The organism is Rubellimicrobium sp. CFH 75288 (genome assembly GCF_009904055.1).
In the GTDB taxonomy this organism is placed as follows: Bacteria; Pseudomonadota; Alphaproteobacteria; order Rhodobacterales; family Rhodobacteraceae; genus Rubellimicrobium.
On sequence record NZ_WYDP01000005.1, the window covers coordinates 205,751 to 227,860 of the forward strand.

General features: G+C 73.0%; 19 protein-coding genes. 11 read left to right on the forward strand and 8 right to left on the reverse strand.

The window, feature by feature from the left end:
• Positions 1-78 precede the first annotated feature (78 nt).
• Both gloB and clpA read left to right on the forward strand, forming a co-directional pair.
• The gene (gene gloB, locus GT358_RS06745) at positions 79-855 is read left to right on the forward strand and encodes a hydroxyacylglutathione hydrolase (RefSeq protein WP_166581829.1); all 777 of its coding nucleotides are present in this window, start codon (positions 79-81) and stop codon (positions 853-855) included.
• Positions 856-1,011: 156 nt separating this feature from the next.
• On the forward strand, positions 1,012-3,336 hold the full coding sequence (gene clpA, locus GT358_RS06750; protein ID WP_166581830.1) for an ATP-dependent Clp protease ATP-binding subunit ClpA: 2,325 nt from the start codon (positions 1,012-1,014) through the stop codon (positions 3,334-3,336).
• A 205-nt stretch (positions 3,337-3,541) separates the two neighbouring features.
• Here clpA and ribD read toward each other — a convergent pair whose 3' ends face one another.
• The 7 genes from ribD to GT358_RS06785 all read right to left on the reverse strand — a co-directional run bounded on the left by ribD (position 3,542) and on the right by GT358_RS06785 (position 11,948).
• Positions 3,542-4,660, reverse strand: coding sequence for a bifunctional diaminohydroxyphosphoribosylaminopyrimidine deaminase/5-amino-6-(5-phosphoribosylamino)uracil reductase RibD (gene ribD, locus GT358_RS06755; protein ID WP_166581831.1), 1,119 nt, complete (start codon positions 4,658-4,660; stop codon positions 3,542-3,544).
• A complete protein-coding gene (gene nrdR / locus GT358_RS06760; protein WP_166581832.1) occupies positions 4,660-5,127 on the reverse strand; it encodes a transcriptional regulator NrdR in 468 nt (155 codons plus the stop codon). Before nrdR ends, ribD begins: the two co-directional genes overlap by 1 nt.
• A gap of 67 nt (positions 5,128-5,194) precedes the next feature.
• Positions 5,195-6,874 (reverse strand): DNA recombination protein RmuC, encoded by a 1,680-nt coding sequence (rmuC, locus tag GT358_RS06765; RefSeq protein WP_166581833.1) that lies wholly within the window; start codon positions 6,872-6,874, stop codon positions 5,195-5,197.
• A 66-nt stretch (positions 6,875-6,940) separates the two neighbouring features.
• Positions 6,941-7,213, reverse strand: a complete 273-nt coding sequence (locus tag GT358_RS06770; RefSeq protein WP_166581834.1) for an HlyU family transcriptional regulator — start codon at positions 7,211-7,213, stop codon at positions 6,941-6,943.
• Between the two features lie 91 nt (positions 7,214-7,304).
• The gene (rpoD, locus tag GT358_RS06775; RefSeq protein WP_166581835.1) at positions 7,305-9,290 is read right to left on the reverse strand and encodes an RNA polymerase sigma factor RpoD; all 1,986 of its coding nucleotides are present in this window, start codon (positions 9,288-9,290) and stop codon (positions 7,305-7,307) included.
• A gap of 157 nt (positions 9,291-9,447) precedes the next feature.
• Positions 9,448-11,445, reverse strand: a complete 1,998-nt coding sequence (gene dnaG / locus GT358_RS06780) for a DNA primase (RefSeq protein ID WP_166581836.1) — start codon at positions 11,443-11,445, stop codon at positions 9,448-9,450.
• 47 nt (positions 11,446-11,492) lie between these two features.
• The gene (locus tag GT358_RS06785) at positions 11,493-11,948 is read right to left on the reverse strand and encodes a nucleoside deaminase (protein WP_166581837.1); all 456 of its coding nucleotides are present in this window, start codon (positions 11,946-11,948) and stop codon (positions 11,493-11,495) included.
• A 75-nt stretch (positions 11,949-12,023) separates the two neighbouring features.
• On the opposite strand from GT358_RS06785, the gene GT358_RS06790 reads away from it, so the two are divergent.
• The 9 genes from GT358_RS06790 to dtd all read left to right on the forward strand — a co-directional run bounded on the left by GT358_RS06790 (position 12,024) and on the right by dtd (position 21,095).
• Complete coding sequence (locus GT358_RS06790; protein WP_166581838.1) at positions 12,024-13,724, forward strand: pseudouridine synthase; 1,701 nt, start codon at positions 12,024-12,026, stop codon at positions 13,722-13,724.
• A 183-nt stretch (positions 13,725-13,907) separates the two neighbouring features.
• Positions 13,908-14,135 (forward strand): hypothetical protein, encoded by a 228-nt coding sequence (locus GT358_RS06795; protein ID WP_166581839.1) that lies wholly within the window; start codon positions 13,908-13,910, stop codon positions 14,133-14,135.
• Positions 14,135-15,046 carry a 5-bromo-4-chloroindolyl phosphate hydrolysis family protein gene (locus GT358_RS06800; RefSeq protein ID WP_166581840.1) on the forward strand — a complete coding sequence of 304 codons (912 nt, stop codon included), beginning with the start codon at positions 14,135-14,137 and terminating at the stop codon, positions 15,044-15,046. The genes GT358_RS06795 and GT358_RS06800 overlap by 1 nt, the downstream gene beginning before the upstream one ends.
• A 26-nt stretch (positions 15,047-15,072) precedes the next feature.
• The gene (locus GT358_RS06805; RefSeq protein WP_166581841.1) at positions 15,073-16,272 is read left to right on the forward strand and encodes a toxic anion resistance protein; all 1,200 of its coding nucleotides are present in this window, start codon (positions 15,073-15,075) and stop codon (positions 16,270-16,272) included.
• Positions 16,273-16,283: 11 nt separating this feature from the next.
• Entirely contained in the window at positions 16,284-17,303 is a 1,020-nt protein-coding gene (locus GT358_RS06810; RefSeq protein WP_166581842.1) for a DUF2927 domain-containing protein, read from the forward strand.
• Positions 17,304-17,375: 72 nt separating this feature from the next.
• Positions 17,376-18,521 (forward strand): SPFH domain-containing protein, encoded by a 1,146-nt coding sequence (locus GT358_RS06815; RefSeq protein WP_166581843.1) that lies wholly within the window; start codon positions 17,376-17,378, stop codon positions 18,519-18,521.
• 91 nt (positions 18,522-18,612) lie between these two features.
• Complete coding sequence (locus GT358_RS06820; protein WP_166581844.1) at positions 18,613-19,716, forward strand: primosomal protein N' (replication factor Y) - superfamily II helicase; 1,104 nt, start codon at positions 18,613-18,615, stop codon at positions 19,714-19,716.
• A 24-nt stretch (positions 19,717-19,740) separates the two neighbouring features.
• The gene (locus GT358_RS06825; protein ID WP_166581845.1) at positions 19,741-20,661 is read left to right on the forward strand and encodes a carbohydrate kinase; all 921 of its coding nucleotides are present in this window, start codon (positions 19,741-19,743) and stop codon (positions 20,659-20,661) included.
• A complete protein-coding gene (gene dtd / locus GT358_RS06830; RefSeq protein WP_166581846.1) occupies positions 20,658-21,095 on the forward strand; it encodes a D-aminoacyl-tRNA deacylase in 438 nt (145 codons plus the stop codon). Before GT358_RS06825 ends, dtd begins: the two co-directional genes overlap by 4 nt.
• Here the strand turns inward: dtd and GT358_RS06835 are convergent.
• Complete coding sequence (locus GT358_RS06835) at positions 21,092-22,096, reverse strand: MBL fold metallo-hydrolase (protein ID WP_166581847.1); 1,005 nt, start codon at positions 22,094-22,096, stop codon at positions 21,092-21,094. The two genes, dtd and GT358_RS06835, sit on opposite strands and share 4 nt — an antisense overlap.
• Positions 22,097-22,110: the final 14 nt, after the last annotated feature.

The window sequence follows — 22,110 nt, forward strand, 5'->3', positions numbered from 1 at the left end:
GGGCCGTCTGCGTTGCGGGCGCGCCCCGGGGGCGGCAGGATCGGACCCAACTCTAAGCGCAAGGGAGCCCGTTCCGCCATGCCTACCGAGACCGCCCGGCTGCGCCTCGTGACGGTGCCGTGCCTCAGGGACAACTATGCCTTCCTGCTCCATGACGACGCCACGGGGCGGACGGCGCTCGTGGACGCGCCCGAGGCGGAACCGATCCGTGCCGAACTCGAGCGGCGCGGCTGGCAGCTGAGCGACATCCTCATCACCCATCACCATGACGACCATGTGCAGGCGGTGGACGTCCTGCGGCCGGGGGCGCGCGTGATCGGCCACAGGGCCGACAGGCACCGCCTGCCTCCCCTCGATCTGGCGGTCTCGCCCGGCGAGGCGCTCACCGTCTGCGGCGAGGCCGTGGAGGTGATCGACACGCCCGGCCACACGATCGGCCACCTGTGCTACCACTTTCCGCGCTCGGGCGTGGCCTTCACCGCCGACACGCTGATGGCGCTGGGCTGCGGACGGCTGTTCGAGGGGACGGCCGCGCAGATGTGGGCTTCGCTCCGGCGGCTGGCCGCCCTGCCCCCGGACACGATCCTGTGCTCCGGCCACGAATATACCGAAGGCAATGCCCGCTTTGCCCTGTCGGTGGACGGGGACAACCCGGCCCTGCAGGCCCGCGCGCGGGCCGTGGCCGAGGCTCGGGCCAGGGGCGAGCCGACCGTCCCCTCGCGCCTGGCCGACGAGCTGGCGACGAATCCCTTCCTGCGGGCGGACGACCCCGCGATCCGCTCCGCTCTCGGGCTGGCCGGGGCGCCGGCCGAGGAGGTGTTTGCCGCCCTGCGCGCCGCCAAGGACCGCTTCTGAGGCAGGGCCGCCAGCCCCGCCCGCCGCACCCAGCCATGTGATCGGACCTGTCCAAGTTTCCGCTTGAAGCGCGGCCGCAAACACCGATCTTTAACACCGAAGGCCGATGTTCGGGCCGGGCCACCATCCCGGCCCAAGACCAGAGGAGCACGCCAAGTGCCGTCTTTCTCGCCGACCCTCGAGCAGTCGATCCACGCCGCTCTGGCGCTGGCCAATGCCAAGCGCCACGAGCTTGCCACCCTCGAGCATCTGCTCCTCGCCCTCACGGACGAGCCCGACGCGGCGCGCGTGATGCGCGCCTGCTCGGTGGACCTTGCGGAATTGCGCAAGAACCTCGAGGACTTCATCAACGACGATCTCAGCACCCTCGTCACCGATGTGGAAGGCTCCGAGGCGGTGCCGACCGCCGCCTTCCAGCGGGTGATCCAGCGCGCGGCGATCCATGTCCAGTCCTCCGGCCGGTCGGAGGTCACGGGTGCCAACGTGCTCGTCGCCATCTTCGCCGAGCGCGAATCGAACGCGGCCTACTTCCTGCAGGAGCAGGACATGACCCGCTACGACGCGGTCAACTTCATCGCCCACGGCGTGGCCAAGGACCCCGCCTATGGCGAGAGCCGTCCCGTCACCGGAACCGGCTCGGCCAAGAAGGCCGAGGAGGAGAAGGCCGAGGCGGGCGAGGACAAGGATTCCGCGCTGGCCAAGTACTGCGTGGACCTCAATCAGAAGTCGCGCAAGGGCGACGTGGACCCGCTGATCGGCCGCGAGCACGAGGTGGAGCGCTGCATCCAGGTCCTGTGCCGGCGGCGCAAGAACAACCCCCTGCTGGTGGGCGATCCCGGCGTGGGCAAGACCGCCATCGCCGAGGGTCTGGCCTGGAAGATCGTCCATGGCGAGGTTCCCGAGGTGCTCTCGGGCGCCACGATCTTCAGCCTGGACATGGGCGCGCTCCTGGCGGGCACCCGCTACCGCGGCGACTTCGAGGAGCGGCTCAAGGCCGTGGTGTCCGAACTCGAGGGCCATCCCGACGCGGTCCTGTTCATCGACGAGATCCATACCGTGATCGGCGCCGGGGCTACTTCGGGCGGCGCCATGGACGCCTCCAACCTGCTCAAGCCGGCGCTGCAGGGCGGCAAGCTGCGCTGCATGGGCTCGACCACCTACAAGGAGTTCCGCCAGCACTTCGAGAAGGACCGGGCGCTCTCGCGCCGCTTCCAGAAGATCGACGTCAACGAGCCGTCGGTCGAGGACAGCGTGAAGATCCTCAAGGGGCTCAAGCCCTATTTCGAGGACCACCACGGCATCAAGTACACGGCCGAGGCGATCCGGGCCGCGGTGGAGCTGTCCGCGCGCTACATCAACGACCGCAAGCTGCCCGACAAGGCGATCGACGTGATCGACGAGGCCGGCGCGGCGCAGCATCTGGTGCCCGACTCGCGCCGCAAGAAGACGATTGGGATCAAGGAGATCGAGGCCGTGGTCGCCAAGATCGCGCGCATCCCGCCCAAGAATGTCTCCAAGGACGATGCCGAGGTGCTCCGGGACCTGGAGGCGAACCTCAAGCGCGTCGTGTTCGGTCAGGACGCCGCCATCGAGGCGCTCGCCTCGGCCATCAAGCTGGCCCGCGCCGGCCTGCGCGAGCCCGAGAAGCCCATCGGCAACTACCTGTTCGCCGGCCCGACCGGCGTGGGCAAGACCGAGGTGGCCAAGCAGCTCGCAGCCACGCTGGGCGTGGAGATGCTGCGCTTCGACATGTCCGAATACATGGAGAAGCATGCGGTCAGCCGCCTGATCGGCGCGCCGCCGGGCTATGTCGGCTTCGACCAGGGAGGCCTGCTCACCGACGGGGTGGACCAGCACCCCCATTGCGTGCTCCTGCTCGACGAGATCGAGAAGGCGCACCCGGACGTCTACAACATCCTGCTGCAGGTGATGGACCACGGCAAGCTGACCGACCACAACGGCCGGCAGGTGGACTTCCGGAACGTCATCCTGATCATGACGTCCAATGCGGGGGCGGCCGAGCAGGCCAAGGCCGCGATCGGGTTCGGCCGCGACCGGCGCGAGGGCGAGGACACCGCCGCCATCGAGCGCACCTTCACGCCCGAGTTCCGCAACCGCCTCGATGCCGTGATCTCCTTCGCGCCGCTCTCGCGCGAGACGATCATGCAGGTGGTGGACAAGTTCGTCCTCCAGCTCGAGGCGCAGCTCATGGATCGCGGGGTGCAGATCGAGCTGTCGCCCGAGGCGGCCGCCTGGCTGGGCGAGAAGGGCTACGACGACCGGATGGGCGCCCGCCCGCTCGCCCGCGTCATCCAGGAGAACCTCAAGAAGCCCCTGGCCGAGGAGCTGCTGTTCGGCCGACTCACCAAGGGCGGCGTGGTGCATGTCGGGGTGCGGGACGACAAGCTCGACCTGCGCTTCGAACCGCCCGCCACCCCGCGGCTGACCGGCTCCAGGCCCCCGCTGCTCACGGCCGAATAGCGGCGGCCCCGGCGCATCTGCTCCGCGACCGGGCGGGTGCGCCGACAGCTGGCGCGCCCGGACCTCCCGCCCCGGCGCGGCGAAGGAACTGGCTGGCCGGGTTTCGTTACGGGGGGATACCCTCCGGTGAACCCGGCTGATGCGAGGGAACCGGTCGGCGTCGCCCTCGGTCGGGCGGATGGCCCGCTCCGCGGCGCGGCGGAGGTCACACCGGCGGTCCAGCCGCGGCCCCCTCCGGCCGCCAGAGGCTGAGGATGTCCCCTCCCACCGGTCGCAGGGCACGAAGGACGAAACGCGGGGCGTCGGCAAGGCGGCCGAGCGCCAGCGGCCCCACGGCCGCAAGACCGTCTGCCCCCAGGGTCAGCCCTGCATGGAACTGCACCAGCTCGTCCACGAGGCCCGCCCGCAGCAGCGCGGCCGCCCAGGCCCCTCCCCCTTCGCAGAGCACCCGCATGATGCCCTCGGCCGCGAGCCGGGCCATCGCCCCGGCCGGATCGAGACCGGACGGGTCGGACGGGACCGGCAGGCAGCGGATGTGCGGCCGCTCCGACCAGGCGGGGCGCTCGGCCCCCTCGGCATGGAGAAGCCACAGGGGCGTGCCCCCCTCGCCGCGGGCCAGACGGCTCTCGGGGTGAAGCGACAGCCCGCGCGAGGCGACGACGCGCACCGGTCCGGGACGCGCGCCCATCCCTCGCAGCGTCAACAGCGGGTCGTCGGCCCGAGCGGTGCCGCCGCCCACCAGGACGGCATCGTGGCTGGCCCGCAGCGCCTGAACCGCACGGCGGGCCGCCTCGCCGGTGATCCACCGGCTCTCGCCCGAGGCGGTGGCGATCCGTCCGTCGAGCGAGGCGGCGAGCTTGAGGGTCACCCACGGCCGTCCTTCGGCGTGCCGCAAGAGGAAGCCGCCCAGGTCGGCGCGGGCTTCGTCCTCGTGCGGCCCGACGGTCACGGACAGACCGGCCTGGCGCAGCCGGCGAAAGCCCTCCCCGGCGGTGCGGGGGTCGGGGTCGCGCAGGGCCGCCACCACGCGCGAGACACCGGCCGCGATCAGGGCATCGGCACAGGGGCCGGCGCGGCCCCGATGGGCGCAGGGTTCGAGCGTGACATAGGCGGTGGCACCGCGCGCCCCTTCGCCGGCCCGGGCCAGCGCGACTGCCTCGGCATGCGGCCGGCCTCCATCCGCCGTCCAGCCCCGTCCGACCACGCGCCCGTGCCGGACCAGCACGCAACCCACCGCCGGATTGGGCCAGGCCCGCCCTGCCGCGCGGCGCCCCAGGGCCAGCGCCACCGCCATCCAGCGGCGGTCCTCCTCCCGGTCGGGCATCAGGTCTCGGCCTGGTCGGCAGGGCGCAGCTCGGCCATGAAGCGGTCGAAATCGTCCACGGCCTGGAAGTTCATGTAGACGCTGGCAAAGCGCACATAGGCGACCGTGTCGATGCGGGCGAGCGATTCCATGACGATCTCGCCGATCTGGCGCGAGGAGATCTCGGTGTCGCCGAGGGATTCCAGCCGGCGGACGATGCCCGAGACCATCTGGTCGATCCGGTCGGGTTCGATGGGGCGCTTGCGCAGGGCGATCCGGACCGAGCGTTCGAGCTTCTCGCGGTCGAAATCCTCCCGCCGGCCGTTCGACTTGAGCACCACGAGGTCGCGCAGCTGGACCCGCTCGAAGGTGGTGAAGCGCGCACCGCAAGCGGGACAGAGGCGGCGGCGGCGGATGGCGGCATGGTCCTCGGCGGGCCGGGAATCCTTGACCTGCGTATCGACATGGCCGCAGAACGGGCAGCGCATCCCCTCTCCTCTCGCTGCTGGGCGCCGGGGGCGAGCATAGGCGCCTGGCCCGCCGAAGGGTAGCGCCTCACTCGGCCGGACGGAGGGCCGGATCGGGTTGCGGCCCGTCAGGGTCGGCCAGGCCGAGGATGCGGGACGTCCCGTCGGCCCCGGGCGAGTCCGCATCCCCCTCGTCGTCGTGGTCGAGCGCGATGGTCTTGCTGGTCCGCGCTCCCATTGCCTTGAGGTCGCTGACCTGCTTGACCAGGTTCCCGCGCCCCTGGACGAGCTGGCGATGCGCCTTCTCGTGCGCGCTGCGGGCGGTCTCGAGCGCGCGGCCCACCGCCTCGAAGCTGTCGATGAAGCCCGCAAGCTTGTCGTAGAGCCGGCCCGCGCGGTCGGCGATCCGCTCGGCATTCTCGTTGCGCCGCTCGATGTCCCACAGGTGGCGCACCGTGCGCAGGGCCATCTGGAGGGTGGTCGGATAGGCGATGCCGATGCCGCGCTGCATCGCATAGGTCGTGAGTTCGGAATCGTAGGCCCAGGCGGCGGAGACGGCCCCCTCGACGGGCATGAAGAGCAGCACCCAGTCCACCGAGCCCTTGACCAGGTGGTGATAGTCGCGCTGGGCGAGTTCGTCCACGCGGGCGCGTACATGGGCGGCGTGGCGGCGCAGATGGGCGTCGCGCTCCTCCTCGGTTTCGGCGGCGACCGCGTCGGCATAGGCGGCAAGGCTCACCTTGCTGTCGATGACCAGCGCCTTGCCGCCCGGCATGTAGAGGATCACGTCGGGGCGGCGGCGGTCCCCCTCCTCGGCATCCAGCGTCTCCTGCGTGACGTAGTGGGTGCCCTTCTCGTAGCCCATCAGTTCCAGATAGCGCTCGAGCTGCGCCTCGCCCCAGGCACCCTGGCGCTGCTTGTCGCCGCGCAGCGCCCGCGCGAGGTTGGCCGCATCCTGGCTGACCGAATGGGCCTGCTGGGACAATTCCCGGATCTGCTGGGCCAGAAGGGCACGGTCCTTGTCGGCCTCCTGATGGACGGCGCGCAGCTCCAGTTCGAAGCGGCCAACCTGCTCGCGGAAGGGGGCGAGGAGTTCCTGGAGCTTCTGGGTCTGGGCCTCGGTGAACTGGCTGCCGGTGTCGCGCAGGGTGCGCGCGGCCAGCGCCTGGAACTCTCGCGTCATCTCCTCGCGGATCTCGCGCAGGCGCGCCACCTCGCGCTCGGCGGCGGCGAGACGCTCGTCCCGCTCCGTCCCCAGGGCGGCATGGGCGGCCGAGAGGCGATGGAACTCCTCCTCGACGGAGCGGAGCCGCCCGGCCGTCCGGTCGGCTTCGGCGCGCAGGGCGGCCAGGGCGGCCGCCCCCTCCTCGCGCAGCAGGCGGACCGCCTCGGTATGGTCGGCACGCATCCGCTCGGCCGCGGCCTCGAGCCGTCTCACCCCCTCGGTGGCCTGCGCGCAGCGCGCCTCGGCCTCGGCGCATCGTCCCTCGGCCTCGCGGTGGGCGATGCGGAGCGTTTCCACCTCCGCCCGCAGGGTGGCGGCCAAGGCCTCGCGTTCGGCCGCGCTGCGGGCCTGTCCCTCGGCCCGTTCGCGGGCAGCCGCGGCCTCCATCCGCGCCGCCTCCGCCTCCCGCCGGGCCTCGTCGGCCTCCGCCCGCAACCGGGCGGCCTCCGACCGCGCGGAGCGAGCCGCGGCCAGCCCCCCGCCCGCCAAGAGGAGTCCGAGCGCACAGAGCGCGAGAAGCAGAATCGGCCCGTCGGTCACCATGCGCTCACACTACCCCGAAAAGGTTAAGAAAGTGTTCACGCGCGAGCGCCGGCGGTCAAGGCGCGCTCAGCCGAACAGGCGCTCGCCCTGTTCGTCGATCATCTGCCGGGCCTTGAGCAACGACAGGCTGCGCGCCTCCTCGAGCGTGGCGGTGGTGTCGGCGCGGATCAGGTCGTGCACGCGGGGCGCGCCGTCCACCTCCTTCTCGATGCGCGCGGCGACGCGGAAGCGGCTTCCTTCCGGGATGGGCTTCGGGGTGATGCGAAAGCCCCTGTGCTCCTCGGCGGGCAGGGTTTCCCCGGCGGGCTTGCCGCCGAAGAGGCGCGACCAGAAGGGCATGGGACACCTCCCTGCGGAACGGAGCGGGTCCGCCCTTCTATCCTCTCCCGGTGCCGCAGGGCAACCGCCGCCGCCCGCCGCCCGGTCCCGATCAGGAATCGAGGAAGGAGCGCAGCTTGCGCGACCGGCTCGGATGCTTGAGCTTGCGCAGAGCCTTGGCCTCGATCTGGCGGATGCGCTCGCGCGTGACGCTGAACTGCTGGCCCACCTCCTCGAGCGTGTGATCGGTGTTCATGCCGATGCCGAAGCGCATGCGCAGCACCCGCTCCTCGCGCGGGGTGAGGGAGGCCAGAACCCGCGTCGTCGTCTCCTTGAGGTTCTCCTGGATGGCCGAATCGAGCGGCAGGATCGCGTTCTTGTCCTCGATGAAGTCCCCGAGCTGCGAATCCTCCTCGTCGCCGATGGGGGTCTCGAGGCTGATCGGCTCCTTGGCGATCTTCATCACCTTGCGGACCTTCTCGAGCGGCATCTGCAGCTTCTCGGCCAGTTCCTCGGGCGTGGGCTCGCGGCCGATCTCGTGCAGCATCTGGCGCGAAGTGCGGACGAGCTTGTTGATCGTCTCGATCATGTGCACCGGGATGCGGATCGTGCGCGCCTGGTCGGCGATCGAGCGCGTGATCGCCTGCCGGATCCACCAGGTGGCATAGGTCGAGAACTTGTAGCCGCGGCGGTACTCGAACTTGTCCACCGCCTTCATCAGGCCGATGTTGCCCTCCTGGATCAGGTCCAGGAACTGCAGGCCGCGGTTCGTGTACTTCTTGGCGATCGAGATGACGAGCCGGAGGTTGGCCTCGACCATCTCCTTCTTGGCCTGGCGCGCCTCCTTCTCGCCCTTCTGGACCTGGGCCACGATGCGGCGGAACTCGGAGATGTCCACGCCGACATACTGGCCGACCTGGGCCATCTCGGCGCGCAGCTCCTCGATGCGGTCGCGCGAGCGCTCCATGAGCATCTGCCAGCCGCGCCCCGGCTTCTGCGCCATCCGGTCGAGCCAGGTCGGATCGAGCTCGCTGCCGCGGTACTCGTCGATGAACTCGCGCCGGTTGATGCGCGCCTGGTCGGCGAGCTTCACCATCGCCGAGTCGATCGTCATGATGCGCTTGTTGATCCCGTAGAGCTGGTCGATCAGCGCGTCGATGCGGTTCGGGTGCAGGTGGAGCGAGTTGACCAGCGCCACGATCTCGGCCCGCAGCTTCTGGTAGCGCTCCTCGCGCTCGGCCCCGAACGAGCCGTCCTCGTTCAGGGTGGCGGACATGCGCGCGTCCTGCATGTCCGACAGGGTGGCGAAGTCGCGCGCGATCGCCTCCAGCGTCTCGAGGACGCGGGGCTTGAGCGTGCTTTCCATCGCCGCCAGCGACATGTTGGAGCCGTCGTCGTCGTCCTCGTCCTCGTCGCGCAGCAGGGGATTGCCGTCGGCATCGAGTTCGGGTCCGGCCTCGCGCCGGGCGGCCGGCGCCGCCCCCTCCTCCACCAGCGGTTCCATCGGCTCGTCGCCGCCCAGCTGGTTGCCGAACGTGGCCTCGAGGTCGATCACGTCGCGCAGCAGGATCTCCTCGGAGAGAAGCTCGTCGCGCCAGATGGTGATGGCCTGGAACGTGAGCGGGCTCTCGCACAGGCCGGCGATCATCGTGTTGCGCCCCGCCTCGATGCGCTTGGCGATGGCGATCTCGCCCTCGCGCGACAGAAGCTCGACCGAGCCCATCTCGCGCAGGTACATGCGCACGGGATCGTCCGTGCGGTCGAGCTTCTCGGTCTCGCCGCCCGCCAGGGCAAGGTCGCGGCCCCCGCCGACCACGGCCACCTCGCGCGAGCCCTGGGATTCCTCCTCCGATTCCTCGGATTCCTCGCTCTCGGTGACCTGGATGCCCATTTCCGACAGCATGGACATCACGTCCTCGATCTGGTCGGAGGAGACCTGATCGGGCGGCAGGACGGCGTTGAGCTGGTCGTAGGTGATGTAGCCGCGCTCCCGCGCCTCCGCGATCATGCGCTTGACGGCAGCCTGGCTCATGTCGAGCGAGATGTCGCCGTCCTCGGCGTCGTCCTTGTGGAGGTCGTCGGTGTCCTTGGCGGCCATGCGGTGCTCCGTGGGGAAAACGAGGCGACTGGTCGGGGTCCCTGATTCGGTGATTCGGCCGGCCCGTCGGAGGCGAATCAACGGCGACCGGAAGTGATTCGCAACGGGGACGGTGATTCCCCGAAGATGGTCCATCTGGGGTGCGCCGCAGGCGGGGTCAAGGGCGACGGGGCCTGCGGGCATAGTCGATCCGGCCGAAGACCAGCGCGGCCCTGTCCTTCTCGTCGCGGTCGAGCGCCACCCCGTTGGGGGCGAGGATCACGTCGCGCGTGTCCTCCGCCTCCTGGCGGCGGGTGGGATCGAGCGCGGCGGCGGCTTCGGCCAGATGGCGCGTCACCCATTCGCCCTCGGCGGCGGCGATCTCCTCCTCGCCCTCGCGCAGGGCGGCGGCGTGGATCTGGCGTCCCTCGAGCCGCGCGAGGGCCTCGGCCAGGTCCAGCCGCGCGGCCTCCTCGGCCTCGCCCGCGGGGCGGAGCGGAAGAAGCGGCGCGCGCGCGAGCAGCGCCGCGACGGCTTCGGCCCCGATCTCGGCAGACAGGGCGGCCGCCGGATCGGGTGCGTCCGCATGGCGCAGCAGCGCGTCGCGCAGCGCCGCCTCGGCCGGATCGGGGCAGTCGAGCGCCTCGATGGCGGGGGCGAAGGACGCGACGAGGCGCGGATGGGCAAGGCAGAGGGCGAGCACCGCCCGGCGCAGCCCCGTCTCGGGACCGGCCCGCTCGGCCCACAGCACGTCGAAGAGGATGTTGCGCACCGGCGTCGCCGGAGGGAGCGCCAGGGCGCTGCGGCGCGCGGCGGCGGTCGGCGCCGCGGCGGGTCGCGGGGCGCCGGCGCGGCCGCGGGCGGACGGCGCGAGCGCCGGGGCTCCGGCTGGCCGGGACGGCGCCCAGAGGGCGCGCGTCAGGCGACGGAACTCGTCCTCGTAATGACGGCGCAGGGCGGGGTCGCGCACGGTCCTGGCGATGGCGGCCAGCCGACGGTCGAGGGCGGCGCGCCGTTCGGGCGAGTCGAAGACCTGCCCCTCGGTCTCGCGCCGCCACAGCAGCGCCACGGCGGGCTCGGCCGCGTCCACCAGCGCCTGCATGGCCGCGCGACCGCCCTGACGGATCAGGTCGTCGGGATCGAGCCCCTCCGGCAGGAGGGCAAAGCGCAGACCCTGCCCCGCCTCCATGCGGGGCAGGGCCAGGTCCACCAGGCGCAGACCCGCCCGCAGGCCCGCCGCGTCTCCGTCGAGCGCGATCACCGGCTCGGGCGAGAGGCCCCACAACAGGGTCAGTTGCTCGGCCGTCACCGCCGTGCCGAGCGGTGCCACGGCCCCGGCCAGCCCCGCCTCGGACAGGGCGATCACGTCCATGTAGCCCTCGGCGACGAGGAGCGGCGCCCCGCGGCCCACGGCTTCCCGCGCGCGGGCGAGGTTGAACAGCGTGCGGCCCTTGTCGAAGATCGGCGTCTGGGGCGAGTTGAGATACTTGGCGCGCGCGCCCGGATCGAGCGAGCGGCCGCCGAGCGCCACGGTCCGCCCGCGCGCGTCGCGGATGGGAAAGATCACCCGCCCCCAGAAGCGGTCGTAGCGCCCCCCCTGTCCCTCGCCCACGAGGCCCGCCTCGAGCAGCAGATCGGCCGGGACGCCCTTCTCGAGGAGCGCGCGCGACAGGCCCTGGCGGTCCTCGCCGGCCCAGCCGATCTCCCAGCGGGCGATGGCCTCGTCCGACAGGCCGCGGCGCGCGAGATAGGCCCGGGCCTGCTCTCCCTCGCGGCGCGACAGCAGCAGGCGGTAATGGCGCACCGCCATCTCCATCACCTCCACGAGGCGGGCCGAACGGGAGGCGGCCTCGGCGGCGCGGGGATCGCGCGCGGGCAGGGCAAGACCCGCCTCCCGCGCGAGGATCTCCACCGCCTCCATGAAGGACACGTTCTCCGCGTCCTTGACGAAGCCGATCGCGTCGCCCTTCGCATGGCAGCCGAAGCAGTAGAAGAAGCCCTTGCGGTCATCCACGTGGAACGAGGCGGTCCGCTCCTCGTGGAAGGGGCAGGGCGCCCAGAAGTCGCCCCTGGACGGGTTCGACCGGCGCTGGTCCCAGATCACCTTGCGCCCGACCACGCGGCTCAGCGGCACGCGCGCGCGCAACTCGTCGAGAAAGCCCGGCGGCAGGGTCATGGCGGCATTATCGCAAGGCGCCCGGCGATTCTGCCAGCGCCGGGCGATCAACTCTGACGCAGGCCGGCAAAGAAGTCGCGCAGCAGCGCGGCGCAGGCGGCCTCGCTGTGCCCGCCATAGAGGTCGGGGCGGTGGTGGCATTGCGCATGCGAGAACACGCGCGCCCCGTGCCGCACGCCGCCCCCCTTGGGATCGTCCGCCCCCCAGTGGAGCCGCGCGAGGCGCGCAAGCCCAATGGCCGCCGCACACATGGCGCAGGGCTCGAGCGTCACCCAGATCGCGTGACCCGGCAGCCGTTCGGAGCCCGCGGCGGCACAGGCGGCGCGGAGCGCCAGGATCTCGGCATGGGCGGTGGGATCGGCAAGCTCCCGCGTGCGGTTGCCCGCGCGCGCCACGATGCGCCCGGCCGGATCGGTGATGACGGCGCCCACCGGCACCTCGCCGCGCAAGGCGGCGGCGCGCGCCTCCTCGAGGGCGGCGTCCATCTGGCTCGCGAAGGTCATGGGACCACGTGACAGGCAGGGCCGCGCTTGCCAAGCCCTCTGGTCGGCCGTCTCCGAAGGGCGTATGGGCCGCGCATGAGCACCGATCCCGACAGGCCTGACCCCGAGGAGCCTTCCGCCGCACCCGACCCGTCCCCCTCCGCGGGGGAGCCGGCCGAGGAGGCCCCGCGCCCGGAGGCCGGCGAGCGCATCGCCAAGGCGCTCTCGCGCGCCGGGGTGGCGTCCCGCCGCGATGCCGAGCGCATGGTGCTGGCGGGACGGGTGCGGGTGAACGGGGCGGTGGTCGCCTCTCCCGCCACCGATGTGCGCCCCGGCGACCGCATCGAGGTGGACGGGGAACTCGTCCCCCCGCCCGAGGCGACGCGGCTGTGGCTCTATCACAAGCCCGCGGGTCTGGTGACGACCGAGCGGGACGAGGAGGGGCGGCCGACCGTCTTCGACAACCTGCCGGAGGACCTGCCGCGCGTCATGAGCATCGGCCGGCTGGACCTGTCGTCCGAAGGGCTTCTGCTGCTGACCAACGACGGCGAGATCAAGCGGCGGCTCGAACTGCCCTCGACCGGCTGGCTCAGGCGCTACCGGGTGCGGGTCCACGGCACGCTGAGCGAGGAGCAGATCGAGGCGCTGCGGGCGGGCCTGACGGTGGACGGGATCGAGTATCAGCCGATGGAGGTCGCGCTCGACCGCGTGGTGGGGGCGAATGCCTGGTTCACGATTGGCCTGCGCGAGGGCAAGAACCGCGAGATCCGACGCGCCATGGAGCATCTGGGCGCGCAGGTGAGCCGCCTGATCCGCATCAGCTATGGCCCCTTCCAGCTGGGCGACCTGCCGGTGGGGGAGGTGGAGGAGGTCCGCCCGCGCGTGGTGCGCGACCAGCTCGGCCTGAAGCCGCCGGAGGCCGAGCCGAGCCGCCGCCGCAAGGGCGAGGGGCCTGCGCCCCAGCCGGCCGCTCCCCGCCCGCGGCCGGCCCGTCCCGTCCTGGCGCCCGCCGGCACGGCCGGGGCGCGCGTGGCGCGCGCGATCCGGCCCAGGGGGGCCCCGCCCCGGCCCGGCCGGCCGGGGTCCCGGGGGGCGGAGAGGAGCGGCGAGGACCCCTTCCCGCGCCAGCGCACCTGGATGCGCAAGGACGGGCCCGACGCGGCGCCCGAGGCGGCCTCGCCTCCCGGCAGGACCCGGCGCGACGGCGAGGGACGGGGCCAGCGGTCCAGCGGGGCGGGGCGCGGCGCGCCCGGAGGCGAGGAGCGGCCGCGCCAGCCGCGGAGCGCGGGCTACCGCAGCCATCGCGACGGGCCGGGGACGAGCGGCGAGCGGCCGCGTCAGGCCGCAGGCCGCCGCAGCTCCGCCCCGCCGGACGACCCCGGAACGCCCGAGGCCCGCCCCCGGCGGATCCGGGCCGAAGGGGATCGCGCGGCCCGCAAGCCGCGCGCGGGCGGCGCGCGGCACGGTCCGCGGCCGGAGACGGCCGGCGGACGGCCGGGCGGGGCGGACCGGGCGGTGGAGCGGCCGGGCCGTGCCCGGACCCCGGAGCGCCGGTCGGGAGACGAGCGGACAATGCGCCCCCGTGGCGCTGGAAGCGGCGGCGCGAAGGCCGGCGCCAAGCCGCGCTGGGACGCGCAGGCCCGGCGGAGCCGGACCGGCGCGCAGGCCGATGCGCCGCGCCCGGCCCGGGCGGACCGTCCCGATCGGCCTCCTCCGGGGCGCCCGCCGGCAGGCGGGGGGCGCAAGCGGCCGCCGGGGGGCGACCGGCCGGGCCCGCGCCGCCCGCGCAAGGGATAGGACGGGCGCCCGCCCCTTCACAGCGCGCGCGGCCGCTCCCATCTGCGGCAGGCGCGTTCGGAACGCGACCGTCTTCGCGGCGTTGACGGGCCGGACAGGCGGCGGGCGCCGGACAGGCAGGGGCCGCGCAGGCGGGCGGAGGATGCTCTTGCCGCCCGGTGGCCGCGTAAGGGAGAATGGGTCATGGCCCGGCTGATCCTTCTGCTGATGCTGTTTGCGGCGCTCGCCCTTGCGGTGGTGGCGGCGGTGCTGCTGCTGCGGGTGCTCCGGCTGCCCCTTGCCACCCCCCTGCCTGCTCCCCAGACGGAGGACGCCATGCCCCGCACCGCGCGCAACGTGGCCTATGCGCTGCTGATCCTTCTGCTGCTCGGGGTGACGAGCGGCCTTCTGGCCGGGCCGGCGGTGCCCTGATGGCCCAGCGATTCGGCGGACGGTTCAGTCCTGGCGGTCCCTTCGGCGCGCGGGCGCAGGGCGGCTCGGCCCAGGACGAGGCGCTGCGCGAGGCCGCGGCCGAGGCCCGGCGCGTCGATGCCGCCGGCGCGCGCGCCAACCTGATGATGTTGCCCCCGCTGGTCGCGGCCTTCACCGGCCTGTTCGCGGGGCCCGTCGGCCTCGTGCTGTCGCTCGGCGCGGCCGCCGCGCTGGGCCTCGGGGCCTGGCTCCTGCGCGAGGGGCTGCGGGCCGAGGCCGCCTTTCACGCCCGCCCGACGGCACGCCGCCCCGCCGTGCCGCGCAAGATCATGGCGGCGATCCTCACGGCCGGCGGCACCGCGCTCGCCGCGCTCGCCGCCGGGCAGGAGGCGCTTGGGGCGGGTCTCTATGCGGTGGCGGCGGGGGGCCTGCACCTCGTGGCCTTCGGCCTCGACCCCTTGCGCGACAAGGGCGCCGAGGGGCTCGACGGCGCCCAGCGCGACCGCGTCGCCCGCGTCACCGGAGAGGCCGAGGCGCATCTTCTCGCCATGCGCGAGGCCGTGGCGACCCTGGGCGACCGCGCCCTCGAGACGCGCGTGGCCGGGTTCGAGGCGCTGGCGCGGCGGATGATCCGCACCGTCGAGGAGGACCCCCGCGACCTCGCCGGCGCGCGGCGTTATCTGGGCGTCTACCTGATGGGCGCGCGCGATGCGACGACCAAGTTCGCCGACCTCTACCGGCGCACCCGCGACGAGGGGGCGCGGCGCGACTGGGAGGCGCTGCTTGGGGATCTGGAGACACACTTCGCCTCCGCCACCACGAAGATGCTGGAAGGCGGACGCGAATCCATGGACATCGAGATCAAGGTCCTGCGCGACCGGCTGGGGCGCGAAGGCGTCAGGCCGGACTGAGACCCCACGAGGAGGGAGAGACCCCCATGACGGAGAACGTCCGCGACGCGGCCCGCGCCGCCCTCGCCCAGGCCGAGAAGGTCACGGCCGTGGTCCTGCCCGAACCCGCGCCCGCGGCCGAGGTGGTGCCCCTCGAACAGGCCGACCCCGCCAAGGAGGCCGAGATCCGCCGCCGCATGGCCGAGATCGACCTCGGCAACACCACCTCCATCGTGGGCTTCGGCTCGCGCGCGCAGACCGAGCTGCAGGCGATCAGCCAGGCCATGCTCGAGGGGGTGCGCAACAAGGATGTCGGCCCCGCGGGCGAATCGCTGCGCTCGATCGTGGCGGCCATCCGCGGCTTCTCGCCCGAGGAGCTCGACGGCCGGCGCGACCGCTCGCTCTGGGAGCGGCTGACGGGCCGCCTCGCCCCCGCCGCCCGCTTCCAAGAGCGCTTCACCGAGGTGCAGGCCCAGATCGACCGCATCACCGACGACCTGCTCAAGCACGAACATGCGCTGCTGAAGGACATCGAGGCGCTCGACCAGCTCTACGACAAGACGCTGGCCTTCTACGACGAACTCGCGCTCTACATCGCCGCCGGCGAGGCCAAGCTCAAGGAACTCGACAGCGACACGATCCCCGCCAAGGAGGCCGAGGTTCAGGCCGCCCCCGAGGATCAGGCCGTCATGCGCGCCCAGGAACTGCGCGACCTGCGCGCCGCGCGCGACGACCTTGAGCGGCGGGTGCACGACCTCAAGCTCACGCGGCAGGTCACGATGCAGTCGCTGCCCTCCATCCGCCTCGTGCAGGAGAACGACAAGAGCCTCGTGACCAAGATCAACTCGACGCTGGTCAACACCGTGCCCCTGTGGGAGACGCAGCTCGCCCAGGCGGTGACGATCCAGCGGTCGAGCGCGGCGGCCAGCGCGGTGCGCGAGGCCAACGACCTCACCAACGAGCTTCTGACGCGCAACGCGGAGAACCTGCGCGACGCCAACCGCACCATCCGGCAGGAGATGGAGCGCGGCGTGTTCGACATCGAGGCGATCAAGGCCGCCAACGAGAACCTCATCGCCACCATCAACGAAAGCCTCCAGATCGCCGACGAGGGCAAGGCCCGCCGCGCCGCGGCCGAGGCCGACCTGCGCCGGATGGAGCAGGAGCTGAAATCGACCCTTGCGGCCGCCCGGTCGCGCGCGACCGGCCTGGGCGAGACGGTCGGCCAGGCGTCGCCCCGGCGCTGAGGAGGAGGGCGGTGGAGGGCGGACCCCGCGCGCTCGCCGTGCTGGCTGCGGCGATCCTGGGCCTGGCCGGATGCGATCTGCCGCCGCCCGAGCCGGACCCTGCGCCCCAGGCCGAGGCGCCCCCTCCGCCGCCGCCCCCGCCGGCCCGCCCGCGGCCGCAGCCCGCGCCGCCGCCCCCGCCCCCTCCGGCGGCCGAGCCCTCCGCGGCGAGCCGCGCGCTCGAGCTCTACTACCGGCGGCTGCAATCGGACCTGCTGGCGCAGGGGCTTCTGCGCGGCGACGGAGGCGGCGCGGACACGCCCTTCACCGACACGATGCTCGCGCGCAACTTCATGGAGATCGCCTTCTTCGACGAGTTCAGCGAGACCGAGGGCGGCTCGCTCGTGCCGGTGCGGCGCGAGAGCGTCCTGCGCCGCTGGGACGGGCCGATCCGCATGCAGATCGAGTTCGGCGCTTCCGTTCCCGAGGACCAGCGCCGCCGCGACCGCGCATCCATCGCGGCCTATGCCTCGCGCCTGTCGCGCCTGACGGGGGTGCCGATCACGCTGGTGGACGGAGGGGGCAACTTCCACGTCGCAATCCTGTCGGAGGACGAGCGCCGCGCCTGGGAGCCGCGCCTGCGCGAGATCGTGCCCGACATCGCCGCTTCCTCCGTGCGCACCTTCGTCAACCTGCCCCGCTCGACGCTGTGCCTCGTGATCGCGTTCGGCCGCGACGGGCAGCCCGCCTATGACCGGGCCGTGGCGCTGATCCGGGCCGAACATCCGAACCTCCTGCGCACCGCCTGCATCCACGAGGAGCTGGCGCAGGGCATGGGCCTGGCCAACGACTCCCCGCGCGCGCGGCCCTCGATCTTCAACGACGACGAGGAGTTCGGCCTGCTCACCCGCCATGACGAGCTGCTGCTGCGCATCCTCTACGACCGGCGGCTGCGCACCGGCATGAGCGCGGAGGAGGCCCGCCCCCTCGTCCGCCAGATCGCCGCCGAGCTGATGGCCGAGGAGCGCACCCGCACCGCCGCCTCGCGCTAGCGCGCAGCCGCGGGGCCGCCTATATCGGAAGGCACGGCCGGAGGACCGGCCCGGACAACGCGGAGCGGCGCCATGGTCTTCGGCTTCATCAAGGGTCAGTTCATCGACGTCATCGCCTGGACCGACGACACGCGCGACACGATGGTCTGGCGGTTCGAGCGTTACGGCAACGAGATCAAGTACGGCGCCAAGCTCACCGTCCGCGAGGGGCAGGCGGCCGTGTTCGTCCACGAGGGGCAGCTCGCCGACGTGTTCGGCCCCGGTCTCTACCGGCTCGAGACCAACAACATGCCCATCATGACGACGCTCCAGCACTGGGACCACGGGTTCCAGTCGCCGTTCAAGAGCGAGATCTACTTCGTCAACACGACCCGCTTCACCGACCAGAAATGGGGCACGCGCAACCCGATCATGGCGCGCGACCCCGAATTCGGCCCCGTCCGCCTGCGCGCCTTCGGCACCTATGCGATGCGCGTCACCGATCCGGGTCGGTTCATCAAGGAGATCGTCGGCACCTCGGGCGAGTTCACGACCGCCGACGTCTCCAACCAGATCCGCAACATCGTCGTCCAGGAAGCCTCGCGCGTGCTCGCCGGATCGGGCATCCCGGTGCTCGACATGGCGGCCAACACGCGCGACCTGGGCCGCATCGTGGCCGAGGCGATCGCGCCGACCATCGCCGAATACGGCCTCTCGATCCCCGAATTCTACATCGAGAACATCTCGCTGCCCGAGGAGGTCGAGCGCGTCCTCGACCAGCGCACCTCGATGGGCGTGGTGGGCGACCTGTCGAAATACACCCAGTTCGCGGCCGCCCAGGCGCTGGGCGAGGCCGCGCGCAACCCCGGCGGCGGCGCTGGGGCGGGCATGGGTGTCGGCGTGGGGATGGCCATGGCCGGCATGGCCGCAGGCGCCGCCGCGGGCCCGTGGGGCCAGCGCCCCGCCGAGGCCGCGCCTTCCGCGCCGCCCGCAGCCCAGGGCACCGCGCCGCCCCCCCCGCCCCCGGCCGAGGTCCAGTGGCACGTGGCCGAGAACGGCGAGACGCGCGGCCCCTTCGGCCGCAGCGAACTCGAGCGGATGGCGCGCGAGGGCAGCCTGACCCGGGATCACCATGTCTGGACGCCGGGGCAGGACGGCTGGACGCGCGCGGGCGACGTGGAGGCGCTCCGCTCCGTCTTCGACCAGGTGCCGCCCCCGCCACCCCCGCCGGCGGGCTGAGCGGACCGCCCAGGGGCAGCAGCCCGCTTGCAGCCTGTCCGCGCGCCCCCCATAACGGCGCGGGACGGCGGCAGGAGGGGCGTGCGCGGCGATGGCAGATTACCGCTTCCCCTGCGAGAACTGCGGCGGCCAACTCGTCTTCGCGCCCGGCCAAACCTCGCTCACCTGCCCCTTCTGCGGCCATGTCCAGGAGATCCCCGAGGCCCCCGAGGAGGACCGCTCCGAGGCGCTGCGCGAGATCGACTACCGCGAGACGGTGCGCCGCATGGAGCGCGGCGCCGCCTTCGAGGAGACGCGCGTCATCGCCTGCCCGACCTGCGGCGCGCAGACCGAGTTTCCCGAGGGTGTCAAGGCCACCACCTGCCCCTTCTGCGCCACGCCGCTGGTGACGGCTCAGACGGGCACGCACCGGCATGTCAGGCCCTCGGCTCTCATCCCCTTCGCCCTGTCGGAGGAGGAGGCGCGCGCGGCCATGACGCGCTGGCTGGGCAGCCTGTGGTTCGCCCCCAACGGGCTGCAGGACTACGCGCGCAAGGGGCGCCGGATGGACGGGGTCTATGTGCCCTACTGGACCTTCGACGCCGACACCCGGACCGAGTATCGCGGCCAGCGCGGCGACGATTACTGGGTGACGCGCACCGTCATGCGCGACGGCAAGCCCGTCCAGGTCAGGGAGCGGCGCACCCGCTGGCGATCGGTCCGCGGCCGCGTCGCCCGCTTCTTCGACGACGTGCTCGTGCTCGCCTCCCATTCGCTGCCCAAGGCGCACACGGACGCGCTCGAGCCGTGGGACCTCCGCGCGCTCGAACCCTACCGCCCCGACTACCTGTCGGGCTTCATGGCCGAAGGCTATTCCGTCGGCCTCGAGGAGGGATTCGCGGAGGCCCGCGCGATCATGGACCGCGTGATCCAGGCCGACATCCGCCGCGACATCGGCGGCGACCACCAGCGCATCACCCAAGCCGTGACCCAGTTCGGCGACGTGACCTTCAAGCACGTCCTTCTGCCCGTCTGGGTCGCGGCCTACCGGTTCCGCGGCCGGTCGTTCCGCTTCGTGGTCAACGGCCAGACCGGCAAGGTCCAGGGCGAGCGGCCGTACTCGCCGTGGAAGATCGCCTTTGCGGTGATCCTCGGGCTGATCGCCGCGGCCGTGCTGGCCTACCTCTATGCGATGGCCGAGGGAGGCGGGTTCTGAGGGCATGACGGAGGCACGAGAGCCATGATCCTGTGCTGCGGCGAGGCGCTGATCGACATGCTGCCGCGCACCCTGCCGGACGGCGAGGCGGCCTTTGCGCCCCATGCCGGGGGCGCGGTGTTCAACACGGCCGTGGCGCTCGGTCGGCTGGGGGCGCCGGCGGGGTTCCTGTGCGGGCTCTCCTCCGACCTCTTCGGCGATCTTCTGCGCGAGACGCTGGCCGCCGCCGGAGTGGACAGCTCGCTCTCGCCCGTCTCGGGCCGGCCGACCACGCTCGCCTTCGTGCGGCTCAGGGACGGGCATGCCAGCTACACCTTCTACGACGAGGGGACCGCGCTGCGGATGCTTTCGCCCGCGGACCTGCCCGCCCTGCCCCCTCGGGTCGAGGCGCTATTCCTGGGCGGCATCTCGCTCGTGGGCGAGCCCTGCGGATCGGCCTTCGAGGCGCTCCAGGCGCGCGAGGCGGGGTCGCGCGTGACCATGCTCGACCCCAACGTGCGCCCCTCCTTTGTCGCGGACGAGGGCGCTTATCGCGCGCGGATCGACCGCATGATCGCGCGCGCCGACATCCTCAAGGTCTCGGACGAGGACCTGCGCTGGCTCGCGGGGCCGGGCGATCCGACCGACCAGGCGCGCGCGCTGCTCGCCCGCGGGCCGCGCCTCGTGCTGGTCACGCGCGGCGCGGCCGGCGCCTCGGGCCACCTGCCCGAGGGGCATGTGGAGGTCGAGGCGCCCCAAGTCGCCGTGGCCGACACGGTGGGCGCGGGCGACACGTTCAACGCGGGCGTGCTGGCCGCGCTCTGGCGCGCGGGCCGGCTGTCGCGCGCGGGGCTCGCGCATCTCGACGAGGAGGCGCTGCGCGAGGCGCTGACGCTCGGCGTGCGCGCGGCCGCCGTCACCGTCTCGCGCCCCGGCGCGAACCCCCCCTGGGCGCGCGAGCTGTGAGGGCGCTGGTCCAGCGCGTCTCCGAGGCCGCCGTGCGCGTGGACGGCCAGACGGTGGGCGCGATCGGACCGGGCCTTCTGGTGCTGGTCTGCGCCATGGCGGGCGACGACGACGACCGGCCCGCCCTGCTCGCCGCCAAGGTGGCGCGACTGCGCATCTTCCGCGACGCGGCCGGCAAGATGAACCGCTCGCTCCTCGACACCGGCGGCGCGGCGCTGGTCGTCTCCCAGTTCACGCTCGCCGCCGACACGTCGCGCGGCAACCGCCCCGGCTTTTCCGCCGCCGCGCCGCCCGATCGGGGCGAGGCGCTCTACGAGTCCTTCGCCGACGCGCTCGCCGCCCTGGGCGTGCCGGTCGAGCGGGGGCGGTTCGGCGCGGACATGCAGGTGTCGCTGGTCAACGACGGCCCTGTGACGATCCCGCTCGAGATCTAGGCCGCAAGGCGCCGCAGCCCCCCCGACTCCTCCCAGCGCAGCAGGCCGCGCGCCACCAGATGGTTGGCATGGGCGATCACCTCGCCCACGGCGAATCCCGTCTTGTGCGGGTCGAGCGGGCGCGGGAACACCACCGGCAGAAGCTCGGCCGCCGTCCGCGGGCGCTCGGCGCAGGCGGCGCGGATCAGGTCGCAGCGCGCCTCGTGGTGGCGGTCCAGCTCCGCGATCCGCTCGTGCAGGCCGCGAAAGGGCCGCCGGTGCCCCGGCAGGACCAGCGCCCCCTCTCCCACCTCGCGGCCCAGCATGGCCAGGCCCGCGCGGAACTCGCCCACCGGGTCCCCCTCGGGCTCGAAGGCCGAGGCCGAGACGTTGGGGCTGATCCGCTCGATCACCTGGTCGGCCGCGATCAGCAGCCCGTCGGCGGGCGCGTGCAGCAGGATCTGCTCGGGCGCGTGGCCGTCCGCGCTCAGCACCGACCAGTCCCGCCCGCCCAGCCGCAGCCGCATCCCGGCCGAGAGCCGCCGGTAGGTCCGGGGCGGCAGGGTCAGGCGCCGCAGATAGGCGTGCCCCAGCGTGCGCACCCGGTCCGCCAGGGCGGGCGGCATCCCGTGCGCGGCGTAAAGGCGGCCGTATTCCTCGGCCTCGAGCAGCCCCGGCGCATGCGCGAGCGCGGTGGCGCTCAGGAACGCCGTCCGGCTGGTCCAGAGCGGCACGCTCAGCCTCTCGCAGAGCCAGCCCGCCAGACCGATATGGTCCGGGTGGTGATGCGTGACCAGCACCGCCCCCACGGGCCCCAGCGCGGGCAGCAGCGCGTCCCAGGCCGCGCGGCTGGCCTCGTCGGCGATCCCGGTATCGAGGATCACCCAGCCGCTCGAATCCTCGAGCGCATAGACGTTGACGTGATCGAGGCGAAAGGGCAGCGCCAGCCGCGCCCAGAGCAGGCCCGGCGCGACCTCGGTCCAGCGCCCCGGCGGGGGCGGCTCGGGAAAGGGAAAGTCCATGGGGCGTCTCCGGG